Origin of the sequence: Devosia albogilva (assembly GCF_042685625.1) — a bacterium.
Lineage (GTDB): Bacteria > Pseudomonadota > Alphaproteobacteria > Rhizobiales > Devosiaceae > Devosia > Devosia albogilva.
In genome coordinates, this window is the sequence record NZ_JBHUNP010000001.1 from 2,641,745 (window position 1) to 2,656,334 (window position 14,590).

At 59.9% G+C, this 14,590-nt stretch carries 10 protein-coding genes and 1 pseudogene; 9 read left to right on the forward strand and 2 right to left on the reverse strand.

Going from position 1 to position 14,590, the window contains the following annotated elements; all coding sequences use genetic code 11:
• Positions 1-254: 254 nt before the first annotated feature.
• From ACFSX5_RS13305 to ACFSX5_RS13335, 7 genes are all read left to right on the forward strand, one after another.
• Positions 255-1,499 (forward strand): DUF4357 domain-containing protein, encoded by a 1,245-nt coding sequence (locus ACFSX5_RS13305; RefSeq protein WP_386834066.1) that lies wholly within the window; start codon positions 255-257, stop codon positions 1,497-1,499.
• Between the two features lie 91 nt (positions 1,500-1,590).
• Positions 1,591-3,531 (forward strand): AAA family ATPase, encoded by a 1,941-nt coding sequence (locus tag ACFSX5_RS13310; protein WP_386834067.1) that lies wholly within the window; start codon positions 1,591-1,593, stop codon positions 3,529-3,531.
• Positions 3,515-4,399 (forward strand): tyrosine-type recombinase/integrase, encoded by an 885-nt coding sequence (locus ACFSX5_RS13315; protein WP_386834069.1) that lies wholly within the window; start codon positions 3,515-3,517, stop codon positions 4,397-4,399. The genes ACFSX5_RS13310 and ACFSX5_RS13315 overlap by 17 nt, the downstream gene beginning before the upstream one ends.
• A 956-nt stretch (positions 4,400-5,355) precedes the next feature.
• On the forward strand, positions 5,356-6,681 hold the full coding sequence (locus tag ACFSX5_RS13320; protein ID WP_386834071.1) for a glycosyltransferase family 4 protein: 1,326 nt from the start codon (positions 5,356-5,358) through the stop codon (positions 6,679-6,681).
• Between the two features lie 6 nt (positions 6,682-6,687).
• Entirely contained in the window at positions 6,688-7,560 is an 873-nt protein-coding gene (locus ACFSX5_RS13325; protein WP_386834073.1) for a dTDP-4-dehydrorhamnose reductase family protein, read from the forward strand.
• Positions 7,561-7,571: 11 nt separating this feature from the next.
• Positions 7,572-8,582, forward strand: coding sequence for a polysaccharide biosynthesis protein (locus ACFSX5_RS13330; protein WP_386834075.1), 1,011 nt, complete (start codon positions 7,572-7,574; stop codon positions 8,580-8,582).
• A 45-nt stretch (positions 8,583-8,627) separates the two neighbouring features.
• Complete coding sequence (locus ACFSX5_RS13335) at positions 8,628-10,082, forward strand: flippase (RefSeq protein WP_386834077.1); 1,455 nt, start codon at positions 8,628-8,630, stop codon at positions 10,080-10,082.
• A gap of 9 nt (positions 10,083-10,091) precedes the next feature.
• Here ACFSX5_RS13335 and ACFSX5_RS13340 read toward each other — a convergent pair whose 3' ends face one another.
• Positions 10,092-11,180 (reverse strand): glycosyltransferase family 4 protein, encoded by a 1,089-nt coding sequence (locus ACFSX5_RS13340; RefSeq protein ID WP_386834078.1) that lies wholly within the window; start codon positions 11,178-11,180, stop codon positions 10,092-10,094.
• 201 nt (positions 11,181-11,381) lie between these two features.
• Between ACFSX5_RS13340 and ACFSX5_RS13345 the strand changes: the two genes are divergently transcribed.
• A complete protein-coding gene (locus ACFSX5_RS13345; RefSeq protein WP_386834079.1) occupies positions 11,382-12,545 on the forward strand; it encodes a glycosyltransferase family 2 protein in 1,164 nt (387 codons plus the stop codon).
• A 176-nt stretch (positions 12,546-12,721) separates the two neighbouring features.
• On the opposite strand, the pseudogene ACFSX5_RS13350 reads toward ACFSX5_RS13345, so the two are convergent.
• A pseudogene (locus ACFSX5_RS13350) lies at positions 12,722-13,093 on the reverse strand (integrase core domain-containing protein); the annotation flags it as partial.
• Positions 13,094-13,223: 130 nt separating this feature from the next.
• On the opposite strand from ACFSX5_RS13350, the gene ACFSX5_RS13355 reads away from it, so the two are divergent.
• Positions 13,224-14,516: an IS110 family transposase gene (locus ACFSX5_RS13355; RefSeq protein WP_386832819.1), complete on the forward strand. Its 1,293-nt coding sequence runs from the start codon at positions 13,224-13,226 to the stop codon at positions 14,514-14,516.
• Positions 14,517-14,590 lie beyond the last annotated feature (74 nt).

The following is a 14,590-nucleotide window of genomic DNA, read 5'->3' on the forward strand; positions in this document are numbered from 1 at the left end:
CGTCTCCGCCGCCACATCTGCCCGCGTCTGACGGCGCCACCCGTACAATGCGACGAAGCGCGGCAGCCCCGCGTTAACCATTCCGAAGCAGATCAGCCGGGGCGTGTTGAAGTTTCTGTGACCCCGTACCACCTTCGTTCCCGTCGGCCCGATTCCCGGGACCGATCCTGCGGTCCGGCACCGGCGGCTGACAGGGTGTTACGAGCACCCCGCCAGCCTGACCACAGGTCTCACTGCGTACACAGGAGACTACTATGGCTGACGCCATTGTGGGCGAGGACGCTTGCGTCCGCAACGTCCATCCCAAAACCTTCCCCAATCCCGTTCTGCCCGAGCACTGGGCAGACCTCCCCGGCCTCGTCAATGACCCGCTGGTCGACGAGGACGCCCAGGTGACGATCCTTTCCCGCGTCGACGAGACCGGCTCGGCGGCGCTCGGCGATCTAGCCGCGCTCCTCGTCGACTACCCCAAACCGGTCAAGGCCGTGCTGCAGCTGGTTCGCCACGGCCTGCTGACCGCTGACCCCGGGGTGGTCGACGCCAACACCATCATCCGCCGTCGCGACCTGCCCGCTGCTGCCAGCGGCGGCAATGGGGATGGCGGTGGTGATGGCGGCGACGGGCCGTTCAACCCCTCGCGCAAGGGGCGGCTCCACCGGCTGCGGATCGCCAAGCCGCAGGCGGAGATCTTCTGTGCCCAATGGAGCGACCGGGCGGTGTTCCGCACCGAAGCCATGCTCGAACGTCCCGGCATCTATCTGGCCATGTTTGCGGACGCGGTCTATGTCGGCCGTTCCGGTAGTCTCAGCGGCCGGTTGGTCGCCAGCAATCACCTGCTCGAGCATGGCTGGCCGGACATGGTAATCGCTGCGGTCGACCGCAACGATGTGCTGACCGAAGCGCAGTTCCGGGTGGCCGAGCGGATGATGGCCCAGGAGGTCGAGCGTCACGGTGTGCTCCGGCTGGCGAACCGGCAATTGCCGGTGGGCGACGACGTCGACATGCTGGCATTCGGCCAGGTCGACCGCTTCGTCCGCGAGGTGATCGGGGCTGTGGCCAAGGCGGGCCTCGCTTTCCTGCCGCCCACCGAAGCGGCGGCAGAGACGCCCACACCCCACCCCGCAGCGGTTGCCGTCCGGGATCCGCTGCTGCCGGCGGCAACCGCCACGACCAGCAAGGCGGAGGGACAGTTGTTCAATCTCGCCGCCTGCGGCGTTCATGCGACGGCGCGCATCGAGAATGGCCGTTTCGTGGTCAAGAGCGGCAGCCTGGTCCGGACCGAAGTCCTGCGCTCGGCCGGCAACGGTCCGCTGCGTCAGCGCCAGGAACTTCTGCATGATGGTGGCCTTGCCCAAGCCGGACGATGCCTGGTGCTGACCCGCGATGTCGCCTTCGACGGCCCCAGCAGCGCTGCGCGCTTTGTGGTCGGCGTCGGGCACAAGGGGCGCGTCTGGCGCCCGGTGCCTCAGATTCCGCTGGACGGTTCGCCGGCCCACTAGGCCGTTCCCTCCTGGGGCGGCTCCGGCCGCTCCAAAGCTCTCCCATTCCTTCCCAAATCAGCGTGGTGTCTGCACCACGCCAGGAGCAGTCATGTCTTCATTCGACTTCCATCCCGACGACGCTACCGAGCACGAGTCCCTCACGGCCCCGGATGCGCAGCGCGCCCTGATCCGGGCTGCCCTGGTTGGCACCAACACCCGCCAGGTGCGCCAGGCGCTCGCACGCACCTCCCCGCAGGTGATCGTCATCACCACCCCCTCCGCCGCCTGGTCGACCGCACTCGTCAGCGAGATCGCCCAGGTCTATGAGCGCAGCTGGGCGGCCGCCGTCACCGAGCAGAAGAAGGACCACAACAAGTGGGTCGGTGACAGCATGCTGAGCCGCATCGAAGCGGGTCATCACGTGGTGCTCTGCGTTCACGACACCAGCCTGCTGCCGCCGTCGGTTTTGTCCGCTGCCGATGTCCGCCTCGAACTGCCGCCTGTGGATGCGTCGCTTGTCCGCCGTGCCATCAAGAGCGTCACGGGTGGGCGGGTCCAGAAACTCGTCGACAGCGATTTCGCAGGTCTCGACTTCCCGGCTCTGCTGTTGGCGCTGCGCTCCGGTAGCACGGCGCGCGAATGTCGTGACCGTTTGCGCCGCGCCTCCAGCCTGGCGACCCAGCGGGCCGAGAGCAATAGCAAGCATCCGACGATCGAAGAGCTGCCGCTCAGCGGTGAGGTCCACGACTGGGCGCACGACCTGGTCGCCCAGCTGGAAGCAGTGGCCGCCGGGGAGATGCCGGCGGGTGAGTTGCGCCACGCGGTGCTGTGCGGACCGCCTGGCACCGGCAAGACCCTGATCGCTGGCGCAGTCGCCCGCTCCGCCGGGTGGACGTTCCACCCGGCTACGATCGGGGAGTGGTTCACTACCAGCGACGGTCATTTGGGTGGCGTGTCGAAGGCCTGCACCAGCTTCTTCGACGGCCTTTTGTCTCAGGATTGCGCGGTGGGTTTCCTCGACGAGCTCGACGCCCTGCCGAACCGGGCTGCCCTCAAACAAGAGGATCTGCAGTGGTGGAGTACCGTCATCAACCTGATGCTGACCCAGGTAGATCGCCTGCGTGCCTCGGGCAAAAAAGTGCTGCTTTTGGCCGCGACGAACTACTATGACCGTTTGGACACGGCGCTGGTCCGCCCCGGCCGTATCGAGCAGCGCGTCGAGCTTACGCCGCCTCGGACTGAAACCGAGATCCAGGCGATCTTCGAACACTATGTTGGCAGTGAAATCGGCAACGCTGATCTTGCGACCATCACCCCCTTCGCCATGGGATCCACTCCAGCTGCAATCGCCGGATGGGTGCGTGCGGCCCGAGCAGTGGCCCGGCGTGAGGGCAGGGCACTCGAGTTCCGTGACCTTGTGGGTGCCGTGGTGCCGCCGGACACCAGAACTCTGGAGGAGATCAACGCCGTGGCCGTGCATGAGGCCGGCCACACGCTGGTGGCGCGTCTTCTCGATATCGATGTGGATAGCGTGAGCATCGTCTCGCAGGGTGTTAAGGGCGGGGTCACCCGCGCAGCTGCTCCCTCCAGTTTTCCGAACCGTCAGGAGGTGGAAGACTATGTGACGATGCTGCTTGCCGGTCGCGCTGCCGACACGGTGCTCGGCAACAAGGGCGCTCATGCCGGTGCCGCCCTAGATCTTTCGGTCGCGGTGCAGCTTCTCACCCGCGCCCATTCGGAGTGGGGTCTCTTTGGAACCCTGGCGCCCGCTTCGACCAACGCCGGCGAACTGCTCGGCCAGGTCGAAACGCACCTGCAGAGACTGCTGGGCCGGTCGCACCGCCTCGTCAAGGCAAACCGCGTGGCCATCCAGTCGCTGGCGAAAGCGCTGGCAGACCAGCGGCTGCTCACGGGCGAGCAGCTGGATGCAGTCATCGCGCCGCATCTGGTTCGGGGAAGCGGCGCGACCACTGACGTGGCGGCGAAGGTCGACTTGCCAGCTGATACGGATCTCGTGGGCGATGGGGGCGGTGATGCCAAGTTGGCCTGACGCTCTCCAGCGCCTCGAAGGCGCCTATTCCGACCACACGCTCCGGGCTTACCGGAGCGGATTCGTCGCTTTCTCCAGCTGGTGCCGCCGTCGGCGCCGGCCGGCTTTGCCCGCCAGCCCTGAGACTGTCGCCGCCTATCTCGACGAGGAGAGTGCCCGGCTGAAACCGGCCACTCTCAAGCAGCGGCTGTGTGCCATCCGCAAGATCCACCAGTTGTCTGACCTCAAGGATCCTACAGCTCATCCGGATGTGGAGCTCGCCATGCGTCGCGCCCGCCGGGCGCAGCCGACGCGGCCAAAACAGGCCTTGGGCATTACCGCCACCTTGCGCGACCAGCTGCTGGCCGCCTGCGCGGACGACCTGATGGGCCTGCGCGACAAGGTGCTGGTCAGTGTCGGCTTCGACACTCTCTGCCGCCGCGGTGAACTGGTCTCGATCTCCATCGAGGATCTGACACGGACTGGACAGGGGCGCTACACGGTCCTTGTCCGCCGCGCAAAGAATGATCCCGAAGGCACCGGTCGCATTGCCCATCTGTCAACCCAATCTACGGCGCTGATCGACTCGTGGCTTGACAAGCTGGGAACCGAACGGGGCCCACTCCTCCGCCCCGTGTATCGCCGCCGGGTGCCTGCTCTTCACCTTACGCCGGCGACGGTGTCCCGCATTCTCAAACGCATCACCGCCAGGGCAGTGGAGGTCAATGTCAGCAAGAAAGTGTCGGGGCACTCGTTGCGAGTTGGCGCCGCACAACAGCTCACCCTCGATGGAAAAGGCATTCTTCAAATTATGCGGGCCGGCGGTTGGCGGTCGATGAACGTTGTGGCGCGGTATGTGGAGAATATCGACGCCGACGTTTGGAACTAGTATTAAGATGGTCTGTTCTCCGCTACCTATGCGACGACGTGCACACAATTTCAGCAGCGGAAACCTAAAATAAATATTAGAAAAAACTACGGCTCCTCAGCCGCCGTGTCATGTCTGATCCCCTGTCGGTGCTGTGACGCTCTCGGGTCCTTTGTTGGTAAGGGGGGCGCGAGTGACCGGGCTGGGTTGCGAAAGCGCGTTAGATGCCTAGGCATGGAGCCCCAACGGTTGTCCCGATCGATGTCGAGGGGCTGGTTGTCTGCGGGGATTCTAGACTGCCGTGCAAGCGACGCCTGTTATGAGCCGAATCCGCAGCCTCGCGGGCGCTGTGATCTGAGCTCAAGTATGCCTGAGCGTAAGTCCATCGCGCGGCGGTATCTGGGATGAAGCCGCCGCCTTCTGTTGGTTCAATAGACAAGGGCCGAGTGCGGATGTGCTTGGGGCCCCGATCGTGGCAGGCATTCCGGTTAGCGTGTGTTGGGCCGATTCGTTGTCAGTCATCACCCGAGTAACACGCAAAAGCAGCTTGACTGGGCGTGGTCGCCCGGAATGCTTAGTATCTTCAGTATGTTGAACGCCCCTGTCTCCGCGGGAGGAGATGTTCAATCCTGTTGCAGCCAGGCACGATTTTCCTAGGTAGACCGTTGCCCCGATTTGACTGCGAAGCTAAACGCGGAGGGGAAGCACTCGTGGCGCCGTCAGCGCCGCCGAATACAACAGAACGGATCGCCAGGGGTTATGAAGGCTAACGAACTGGAAACAGGTTGAGTTACCTTATCGCCGCGGCGTCCTCACCACTGTTGCGTGAGTGGATGTCAATTCCGCAAGGTGACTCTGCCCGCGTCAGCTCATCGGCTTTATCGACCGACACACATCGCCGGGTTCTGCCCCCCAACTCTCAGGGGCTGGATTGTTGTTCAGGTCTTGCAAGCTCACCGAACGGAGACCAACCCTGAATGAAAGCAGCAGAGAACGGTACTGCCGCGTCCCCGGCGCTGAGAGACTCGCATGTGGGTGGGCCAGGTGCGGAGCCGCTTCGCGTGTTGTTGTTCTCGCAGTATTACTGGCCGGAAAACTTCATCATCAACGATGTCGTGTCTGACCTCCGCGCCAATGGCTGCGAGGTTACTGTTCTTACCGGTCAGCCAAACTATCCCGATGGAGACACATTTCAAGGCTACCGCGCTTGGCGCTTCGGCCGACAGAGACATCCTCAAGGCTACGAAATCGTAAGGGTTCCAGTCGTCCCAAGGAAGAAGGGAGGGCTGCGACGCGTCTTGAACTATGCGTCGTTCATTCTGGGGGCGGCTTTGTTGGGACCGTTGCTTCTGCGCAGGCAAAACTTCGATGTAGTGTTCGTCTACGCGGTCTCTCCCATCCTTCAGGCTCTACCCGCGATTTTGGTCAGTCGCATCAAGGGTGCGGCACTCGTAATCTGGGTTCAAGACCTGTGGCCGGACACACTTCGCTCCACAGGTGCGGTTAAGTCCGAGGGCGTGATCAATGCCGTGGCCCGAGTCGCACGCTTCATCTATCGCAGAAGCGACCTGTTACTAGCGCAGTCAAAGGGGTTCGTGAACCCAATCCAAAAGGTTGCCGGGCCCGGGGTGCCAGTTCTCGTCCACCCCAATCCCGGCCGCGAATTAGGAGAAATCGACAAAGAGCCGCCGTTGCAGCTTGATGCCGGCTTCAACATAGTTTTTGCAGGCAATCTAGGAGAGGCCCAATCCCTGCAGACTATCCTGGAGGCCGCGGAACGTGTAAACGAGCCGCAATGTCGCTTTGTGATTGTGGGTTCGGGCAGTCGTACTGCCTGGCTTCAGAGCGAGATTGTAAGCCGTGGGCTGGAGAGTCGTGTGCGTTTGGTAGGCCGCTATCCCGCCAGTGCGATGCCGGCCATTCTTCACCAGGCGTCGGCCCTATTGGTTACTCTTGCTCGGTCTGAAAACCTGGCTTTGACCGTACCAAGCAAGGTCCCGGTGTATCTTGCAGCTGGCAGGCCGATTTTGGCCAGTCTGGATGGCGAGGCTGGCGAGATCATTGCGGAGGCTGGGGCAGGCTTCACAGTTCCGGCAGAGGATGCGGCAGCGCTTGCAAAAGCGGTGGACAAACTCATAAGGATGACACCATTGGAACGCACAGAAATGGGCAACGCCGGTCGCGCGTACTTTGAGGCCAGGCTTGCTCCCAAGAAGCTCGCCTTGCAACTTGAGCGCCATCTCAAACAAGCGGTTGCCACGAGACGATCAGCAGCCGCAGCCGTCAAGAACTATTCGGAATAGTACACAGTGACCGATGCATTTCCCAGAACGATCCTTGTGCTAGGTGCAACCGGCATGCTTGGTAATGCCGTCCTACGTTTCCTTTCGGGCGATCCTCGTTTCGAAGTCTATGGGACGGCACGTTCAGCGGGAACGGTTTCCCTTCTTCCCAAGGAACTGCACGAGCGCGTTCTGACAGGAGTTGATGGCGAACAGCCGGACTCGTTAGCCCGAGCGCTTGCCCGTACGCAGCCGGACGTCGTAATCAATTGTATAGGCCTGATTAAGCAGCTCTCGGAATCCGAAGACCCGCTCTCGGCTTTGCCGATCAACTCCATTCTGCCGCACCGTTTGCAGCGCCTTTGTGCCGTTCGGGGCGCAAGGCTCGTCCATGTCAGTACTGACTGCGTCTTCAGCGGCCTAGAGGGCGGGTACCGTGAGGCCGATGTTCCGGATGCGAAAGACCTCTATGGGCGTAGTAAATTGCTTGGCGAGGTTGATTATCCCAACGCAGTTACCCTACGAACCTCGATCATCGGCCATGAGCTCGGCCGCTCGCAGGCCCTAATCGGATGGTTTCTTGCGCAGGAAGCTCGAGTCAAGGGCTTCCGCAAGGCAATCTTCTCGGGTCTTCCGACAGTAGAACTTGCACGTGTGATCCGCGACCACGTGCTCCCCAACTCCGACCTGCGCGGCCTTTATCATGTCTCGGCCGAGCCGATTGCTAAATACGACCTCCTAAAGCTAGTCGCGGACGTCTATGGCAAGATGATAGAGATCGTCCCCGATGACAGTGTTTCGATTGATCGGTCGCTGAATTCGGACCGCTTCAGGCTGGCCACCGCCTACTCACCACCCGCTTGGCCCACCCTCATTACCCAGATGCACGAATTCGGCTGAAGAGAACATTGATGTTTGAAGACAAGACTCTCTTAATCACCGGTGGCACCGGTTCCTTCGGGAACGCGGTTCTCACCCGCTTCCTCCATTCAGCGTTCCGAGAAATTCGTATCTTCAGCCGTGACGAGAAGAAGCAGGAGGACATGCGTCTTTCGCTGGGCAGTGATAAGGTGAAGTTCTACATCGGCGACGTCCGTGACTATGACAGTGTTGAGGACGCAGTTCGCGGAGTAGACTATATATTCCACGCGGCCGCCCTGAAGCAGGTACCGTCCTGCGAGTTTTATCCTATGGAAGCGATCAAGACCAACGTGCTCGGCGCGGAGAACGTACTTCGTGCCGCTATCCAGCACGACGTATCCCGGTGCGTAGTACTTTCGACCGACAAAGCTGTTTATCCCGTCAACGCCATGGGTCTTTCTAAAGCGTTGATGGAAAAAGTGATGATTGCCAAGTCACGGCTGAGCCATGTGAGTCAGACTGTTGTTTGCGCCACACGCTACGGCAATGTCATGGCTTCTCGCGGCTCGGTTATTCCGCTGTTTCTCGAGCAAATTCGACAGGGCAAGCCGCTGACGATCACCGATCCGGCAATGACGCGCTTTTTGATGTCGCTCGAGGAATCGGTCGATCTAGTTCTATACGCTTTCGAGCATGCACGCCCCGGCGACATCTTCGTGCAAAAGGCTCCCGCTTCAACCGTTGGCGATCTTGCCACTGCGCTTCGGGAACTGACAGCCAGCAGTAGTGAGACAAGGATCATCGGCACGCGTCATGGCGAAAAGCTCTATGAATCCCTTGTTTCTCGCGAGGAGATGGTGAGAGCAGAGGATCTGGGGGGGTACTACCGCATTCGCGCAGATGCGCGCGACCTCAACTATGACAAGTATTTCGTAGACGGCGAGCAGGAAATTGCGCAGATGGAAGACTACACCTCTCACAATACACACAGGCTGGATGTTGCCGGCGTCAAGGACGTGCTGATGAAACTTGACGTTGTACGGGCCGCACTCGGTGAGTGAGGTTCGAGCTGCACAGGTTCGGGATCTGCACTATCGCCATCCCTGATGCTGCTACGTCATACACTCTTCAACCTGCTTGGCCTGGGACTGCCGCTCCTCGTGGCAGTCTTTACAATCCCTGTCCTAATCGAGGAGCTGGGGACAGCGCGGTTTGGCCTTCTAACTCTTATCTGGGCAGTGGTCAGCTATTTCGGGCTCTTCGACCTCGGTCTGGGCCGGACGCTCACCTTGCAGATGTCGGTCGCGGAAAGCCGCGGAGAGCGAGAGCGCATAAAGCCCGCGGCCGCGACGGCATTGTCATTCATGGCCCTTCTTGGTGTTCTCGTCGGTGCAATGTTGGTCGCTGGAGCCGAGAATATAGTGGATCTGCTCGTTGCGATACCCGAGCGCGGCGATGCCATTTCTGCCATGATGGCAATGGGCGTTGCCATACCCGCTATAACGCTTACCTCAGGGTTTCGTGGCATGCTGGAGGCGCGACAAGCTTTCGGCATCGTAAACTTGATCCGGATGCCGATGGGAATTTATACGTTTGTCGGCCCACTTCTCGCGGTGTGGTTCGCCGAACCACGTCTTGAGATTATCGCCTGGATTCTTGTTGCTGGCCGCTATGCGGGTCTTATTGCACATGCTTGGTCAGCAATGCGGCTCCTGCCCACTGATGGGGGGGAGTTCCGTTTCCGCGTTGACTATGTCGTACCTTTGTTCGCGATAGGTGGCTGGCTGACAGTATCAAACACAATCAGTCCGCTGATGAGCTATGCGGACCGCTTCATCATCGGAGCTCTTGTTTCGGCAACAGCGGTTGCCTACTACGCTACGCCCTATGAGATAGTAACGAAACTCTGGATCGTTCCGGGCGCCTTGACGGCCGTATTGTTCCCGACTTTCGCAGCGCAGATGGCGCGGGACTTGGCGGCCGGAACAACGCTGTTTCGCCAGAGCGTCACCGCACTGGCATTGTGCCTTCTACCAGTGTGCGCAGCGCTCGCGATCTTTGCGCAGGAGATCCTCAGTTTCTGGATCGATCCTGAGTTCGCAGCAAACAGCTATCTGCTGCTACAGATCTTTGCGTTGGGTGTTGTGATCAACGCACTTGCCACCATCCCCTTCACTCTCATTCAGAGCGCAGAACAGCCGAAATGGACTGCGATGATACATCTCGCGGAGGTGGTGCCGTTCCTGGCTATTCTGTGGTGGGCGACGAGCATGTTTGGGCCGGTCGGCGCCGCGCTGTCCTGGCTCACGCGCGTACTCATCGATACCTTAGCCATGTTTGCTGCCAGCCGATTCGTCCTAAAGGTCGGGTGGGCCGGTGTCGCCCCAGCCCGATTCCGGAGTCTAGCAGTCCTCACCCTTTCAGCAATCGCTCTAAGCTTTGTTGACAGTATGATGATCCGTGCAGTTGGCCTCGGCGGCCTGTCGTTTGCCACTGCGGCCCTTTTTGTGAGCGAACCGGCGCTGCGCGGCCGTCTCTCAAGACTGAGGGAGCCGGGGTGAACATCATCTTCAGCTGAGGAAGAGTTTCCGGTTCGCCTCGATGGCTGCTGGGTCTGTTAGGATAGTCCGCGCGTACTCGCGGCACGATGCCCGCATACGAGCCATTGCCGTAGCGTCGGCGGCCGCGAGGCGGTCGAGCTCAGCGGCAAAGGAGCCTTCGTCAAGCGGCCCATCGTATCCTACCCCTTTCGCTGCAAGCCCCCGCCAAGGTGTGCGATCGCTTATAATAACCGGTAGGCCAACGGAAAGCGCCTCTGGGATTACATGGCCGTAATTTTCGCCCAAGGTAGGGAGAAAAAAAACGTCGTGCTGTGCGAGTGTACCGTAAATCTGGTCACGTGTTAGAACCCCTCCGTCTTTGAACGTGATATGCGAAGGTAGGGCGCGTATCGCACTTTGACATTCCGCCCAATACGCCGCGTCTTCTTTGGGACCGTATAGTGTGAAGATCGCGGGCATTTTCATTCTTGCGAGCGCGCGAACTGCACCAGCAAGGTTCTTCATGGGGGAAATGCGTGACAGGAAGCACACGCGCAATGGCTTGCCAGCATCGCGTGGCCGCCACTCTGCGAACGCACTCGTGTCGGGCATCGTGCCGAGATCTGGGGCGATGTGGATGAGCCTACCCGGCGAGGGACCCAGCGCACCTTCGATCTCCGCCGCCTCAAGCGCGGTGGACGCATGCCACTCGACGCCTTGCAAGAACCCTCCGGCCTTCAGCGTGGAGATATAGGCTCGCTTGCGTCCGGCCTTAAGGTTGAGTGCTCCGGCGGAGAACTCGCCACGCGGCGCCAAGAGGAGACGCGCGGCAGGCAGGTGCCCAAGCCGCCGTGCCAGAAGGACGCGGGCGCTGAACCGTGTGTCAAAGAAGCTGTTGAGGTAAATAGTATTCGGCGCGACGTCGTGGATTGCCTGGGTTATACGCTCCAGCGATCGCTCGTGTGACCCAAGGTAATACACCGATGCGCCATTAACGGTTGGCGGTTCGTGAGAGCTTAGGAAAGAGAAAGGACGAGAGTCGCCTAGATCGCGGTCCGTGGTTACTACATGAAAGTCAGCTTGTTGACCGAGTATCTTGAAGAGGTTCGCCAGGGACACAATAGGCCCCCCGGCTTTATACGCAGGTAGGAAGTAACGGGTAGTTACGAAGATCTTCATGGATCAAGTGTGAACCAGGTGGCCTGTGGGTGTGTAATCTTTTGTAAATGTCTCAAGCGCGGTTATCTCGTGCCGGTTGATCGGTCATGGCAGTTAACTTGAATAGAGCAGGTAAAGCCGGAATATTCCAAGGAAAACAAAATGCGCGACAATTATGCGGTTTCGATAGTAGTGCCTACTCACAACCGGTCACGATACGCGATTAGTTGCCTTCAAAGCCTGTTGTCCATTCGTGGCGACATTGAGATTCTCTTTCATGATACCTCAAACGACGAGTGTGAACTACGCCAGTTTGTATCCGCTGTAACTGATCCGAGACTCACCTATATCCACCATCCAGACCGCCTTTCAATGACTGCAAACCACGAAGCAGCGCTTGAACACGCGAAGGGTGAATATGTATGCCTGATCGGGGACGACGATTCGGTGTTGGAATCGGTGTTAGACGCTGTCGAGTTGGCTCGAAGGAACAACTCGGACGTTGTCGTTCCCGTGATGTCGGCAAATTATTCATGGCCCGATTTTCGCACGCAATTCTACGGAGCTGCGCATGGTGGGAAATTGTATCTGGATCGCTACAGTGGCAGGAGTTATTCCGTTGATGCGGCTATAGCATTGGAGCGAGGTTTGGAAGGCGCTTTCCAAGGTACTGATGGTCTTCCTAAGCTCTACCATGGTTTAGTTCGCCGGGTTGTCTTGGATCGCATCCGAAAGAAGTTGGGTAGGGTGTTTTTCGGAACTAGTCCTGATATGTCAGCGTCTGTGTCAGTGTGCACTGAAATCGAGCGCTTTTTGGTTTGGGACTATCCCGTAACCATCCCAGGTGCATCGGGCGGAAGTAACACAGGTCGCAGCGCTCTGAACAGGCACAGAGGAGACTTCAAGACAGACCCTCATATGGCACCTTTTCAGGATGTTGAATGGGACGAGATTGTTCCAAAGTTTTTCAGCGTCGAAACCGTTTGGGCCAATGCCGCCATGGAGACACTTCGGCGAGCGAAGCCTGACTCTTTGGCACACTTTAACCTCAACAGGCTCTATGCACTCTGCATAATTAGACATCGTGACTATCGCACCCATGTATTCACGGCCATGAAACGTGCGATGATGCGGCCCGAACTCTCTGTGAGCGGGTCTCGCATAGGCCGAGAGGTCGCACGCGCTCTTGGCTCGAACGGCTTAGCTAAGGCGAAGCGTCTGATACGGCCCACGCCGAGTGGAGGGAAGACTGTTGTTGGCACTTTCGAGAACGTCCATCTCGCGCAGGTTGCCATGACCGAACTGCTATCTCGTCCGACGAGTTGATAGTCTGGAGCGCGTCCGTTGCGACGCCAATAAGGAGATGATAGCTGCCGCAGGCGATCAAGGACGAGAAGACGTTTGCGGAGATCTGGCCCGACGAACCGCCCTCGTCGGCCCAGAAGGATACCGATGCACGCTGCACGCTCAAGGTGTGCGGCAAGTGACGTTGCCCCCAACTTCTATCCAGCGTGATGTAGACTCGGGCGAGTGTTGTGGCCGATCTGGCCGGCGAGGGCTGCCGCGGAGCCTTCACTGGAGCGTAGCGGCAGATCACGGCGCGGGTGGAAGGTGTTGGCGTATTCGGTCGGTGTCATCCAGCCGAGCCGGGAGTGGGGTCGGTTGAGGTTGTAGTCCGAGCGCCAGCCTGCGACCGCAGCTCTGGCGTAGGAGAGCGAGGGAAAGAGCGTTTCGTTCAGCAGCTCGTCTCTGAGCCGGCCATTGAAGCTCTCAATGAAGGCGTTCTGCATCGGCTTGCCCGGTGCGATGTAGTGCCAGTCGATACGATGGCGATCCGCAAAGCCCAGGATCGCGTTCGAGGTAAACTCCGTCCCATAGCACATTGGGAAGCGGCGCAGCGGAGCTGGCCAGGGTTGCGGAGCAGCGCCGCTTCGCGTGGCCATGGCCGACCAGCAGGTCTCTAAACTGGAGGTGTTCAATGCCTCGTTTGGAGACTGACCGACCATGACCAATAAGCAGACTACGCCAGCCGACGCCGTACTGGTAGCGATCGATGTTGCCAAGGCTCGCAACGAAGTCCTGATCGAGATCCCGGGCCGGCAACGCCGGCGCAAGCTCACGATCCGCAATGCCCGCGAGGATCATGACCGGCTGATCGCCCTGCTGCTCGACACCGGCAAGACGGTGATCTGCGGTTTCGAGGCGACCGGCAACTACCACCGGCCCATCGCCTGGCGATTGATCCAGGCCGGCTTCGAAGTTCGGCTGGTCTCCTCAATGGCTGCGGCGCGCACCCGAGAGGCACTGCACAACAGCTGGGACAAGAACGATCCCAAGGACGCACAGGTCATCCTGCATATGCTGCGGATTGGCGCCACTCAGCATTATCATGACCCGCTGCTGGCCGGGATCAATGACGTGCAGGAACTATCCAAAACCCATGAGGCGATCTCCCGATCCAAGACCGAGATCCTGCACCGGATCCAGAGCCACTACCTGCCGCTCTATTTCCCAGAGGCCGAGCGCTTCCGGCAGAGCAGCCGCAGCGACTGGTTCTTTGCCTTCCTGGAAGTGTTCCCCACGCCGGCCAGCATCACCGTCATGGATGAAGCAGCCTTTATTGAGGCAGCCTGGCACGTCGTTGGCCGCAAGGTATCCAAGGCGAGGCTGCTGGCCGATATTTATCAGACCGCAAGAACATCCATAGGTCTTCCCATCCCGCTCAACGCTCCTGCCATCACCATGTTCAGGATGGTGCTGGCCGAGGCACGCAGCCTGATCCGGCAGCGCGATACCATCGAGAAGATGGCCGATACCATGCTGGCGCACAGTCCTGATTACCAGCAGCTGCGCAAGATCCCGGGCATCGGCCCGATCAACGCCTTGTCGATCATCGCCGAAGCTGGCGACATCAGCCGCTTCGGTCATCACCGCCAGTTCCTCAAGTTCTGCGGTTTGGACCTGTCCACGCACCAGTCCGGTGTGTTTCGCGGCCGAACCAAGTTGTCCAAGTATGGCAATGCACGCTTGCGGCGGACCCTGTGGTTAGCCGCGCAGGTGGCCATTCGCCAGAAGGAGAATAGCTTTCGCGACAAGTTCGAGCGCTACATAGCTCGTGACCGGGACAACCCCGATCTGCGGCGCAAGGCGCTCACCGCTATAACCGCCAAGATGGCGCGTGTTGTCCACGCCGTCATCAAAAGCGGTGCCGACTACCGCCCCTTTTTCGAGGGGACGGTGCCAGGTGGGAGAACCCCTCTCTGTGGAGCCATTAGGGCGCAAAGCGCGACCCTGTAGATAATGCTTGGGTCTTCCACCTGGATCTGCATCTCGTTTTAAGGACGGTCAGGGCCAAGGCTAGAACGCCTATG

What these genes read in the sequence shown, in the direction of transcription:
- ACFSX5_RS13345 (WP_386834079.1), top strand. Translation starts at nt 11,382, where the DNA reads ATGCGCGACAATTATGCGGTTTCGATAGTAGTGCCTACTCACAACCGG.
- ACFSX5_RS13305 (WP_386834066.1), top strand. Translation starts at nt 255, where the DNA reads ATGGCTGACGCCATTGTGGGCGAGGACGCTTGCGTCCGCAACGTCCAT.
- ACFSX5_RS13315 (WP_386834069.1), top strand. Translation starts at nt 3,515, where the DNA reads ATGCCAAGTTGGCCTGACGCTCTCCAGCGCCTCGAAGGCGCCTATTCC.
- ACFSX5_RS13310 (WP_386834067.1), top strand. Translation starts at nt 1,591, where the DNA reads ATGTCTTCATTCGACTTCCATCCCGACGACGCTACCGAGCACGAGTCC.
- ACFSX5_RS13355 (WP_386832819.1), top strand. Translation starts at nt 13,224, where the DNA reads ATGACCAATAAGCAGACTACGCCAGCCGACGCCGTACTGGTAGCGATC.
- ACFSX5_RS13320 (WP_386834071.1), top strand. Translation starts at nt 5,356, where the DNA reads ATGAAAGCAGCAGAGAACGGTACTGCCGCGTCCCCGGCGCTGAGAGAC.
- ACFSX5_RS13335 (WP_386834077.1), top strand. Translation starts at nt 8,628, where the DNA reads ATGCTGCTACGTCATACACTCTTCAACCTGCTTGGCCTGGGACTGCCG.
- ACFSX5_RS13330 (WP_386834075.1), top strand. Translation starts at nt 7,572, where the DNA reads ATGTTTGAAGACAAGACTCTCTTAATCACCGGTGGCACCGGTTCCTTC.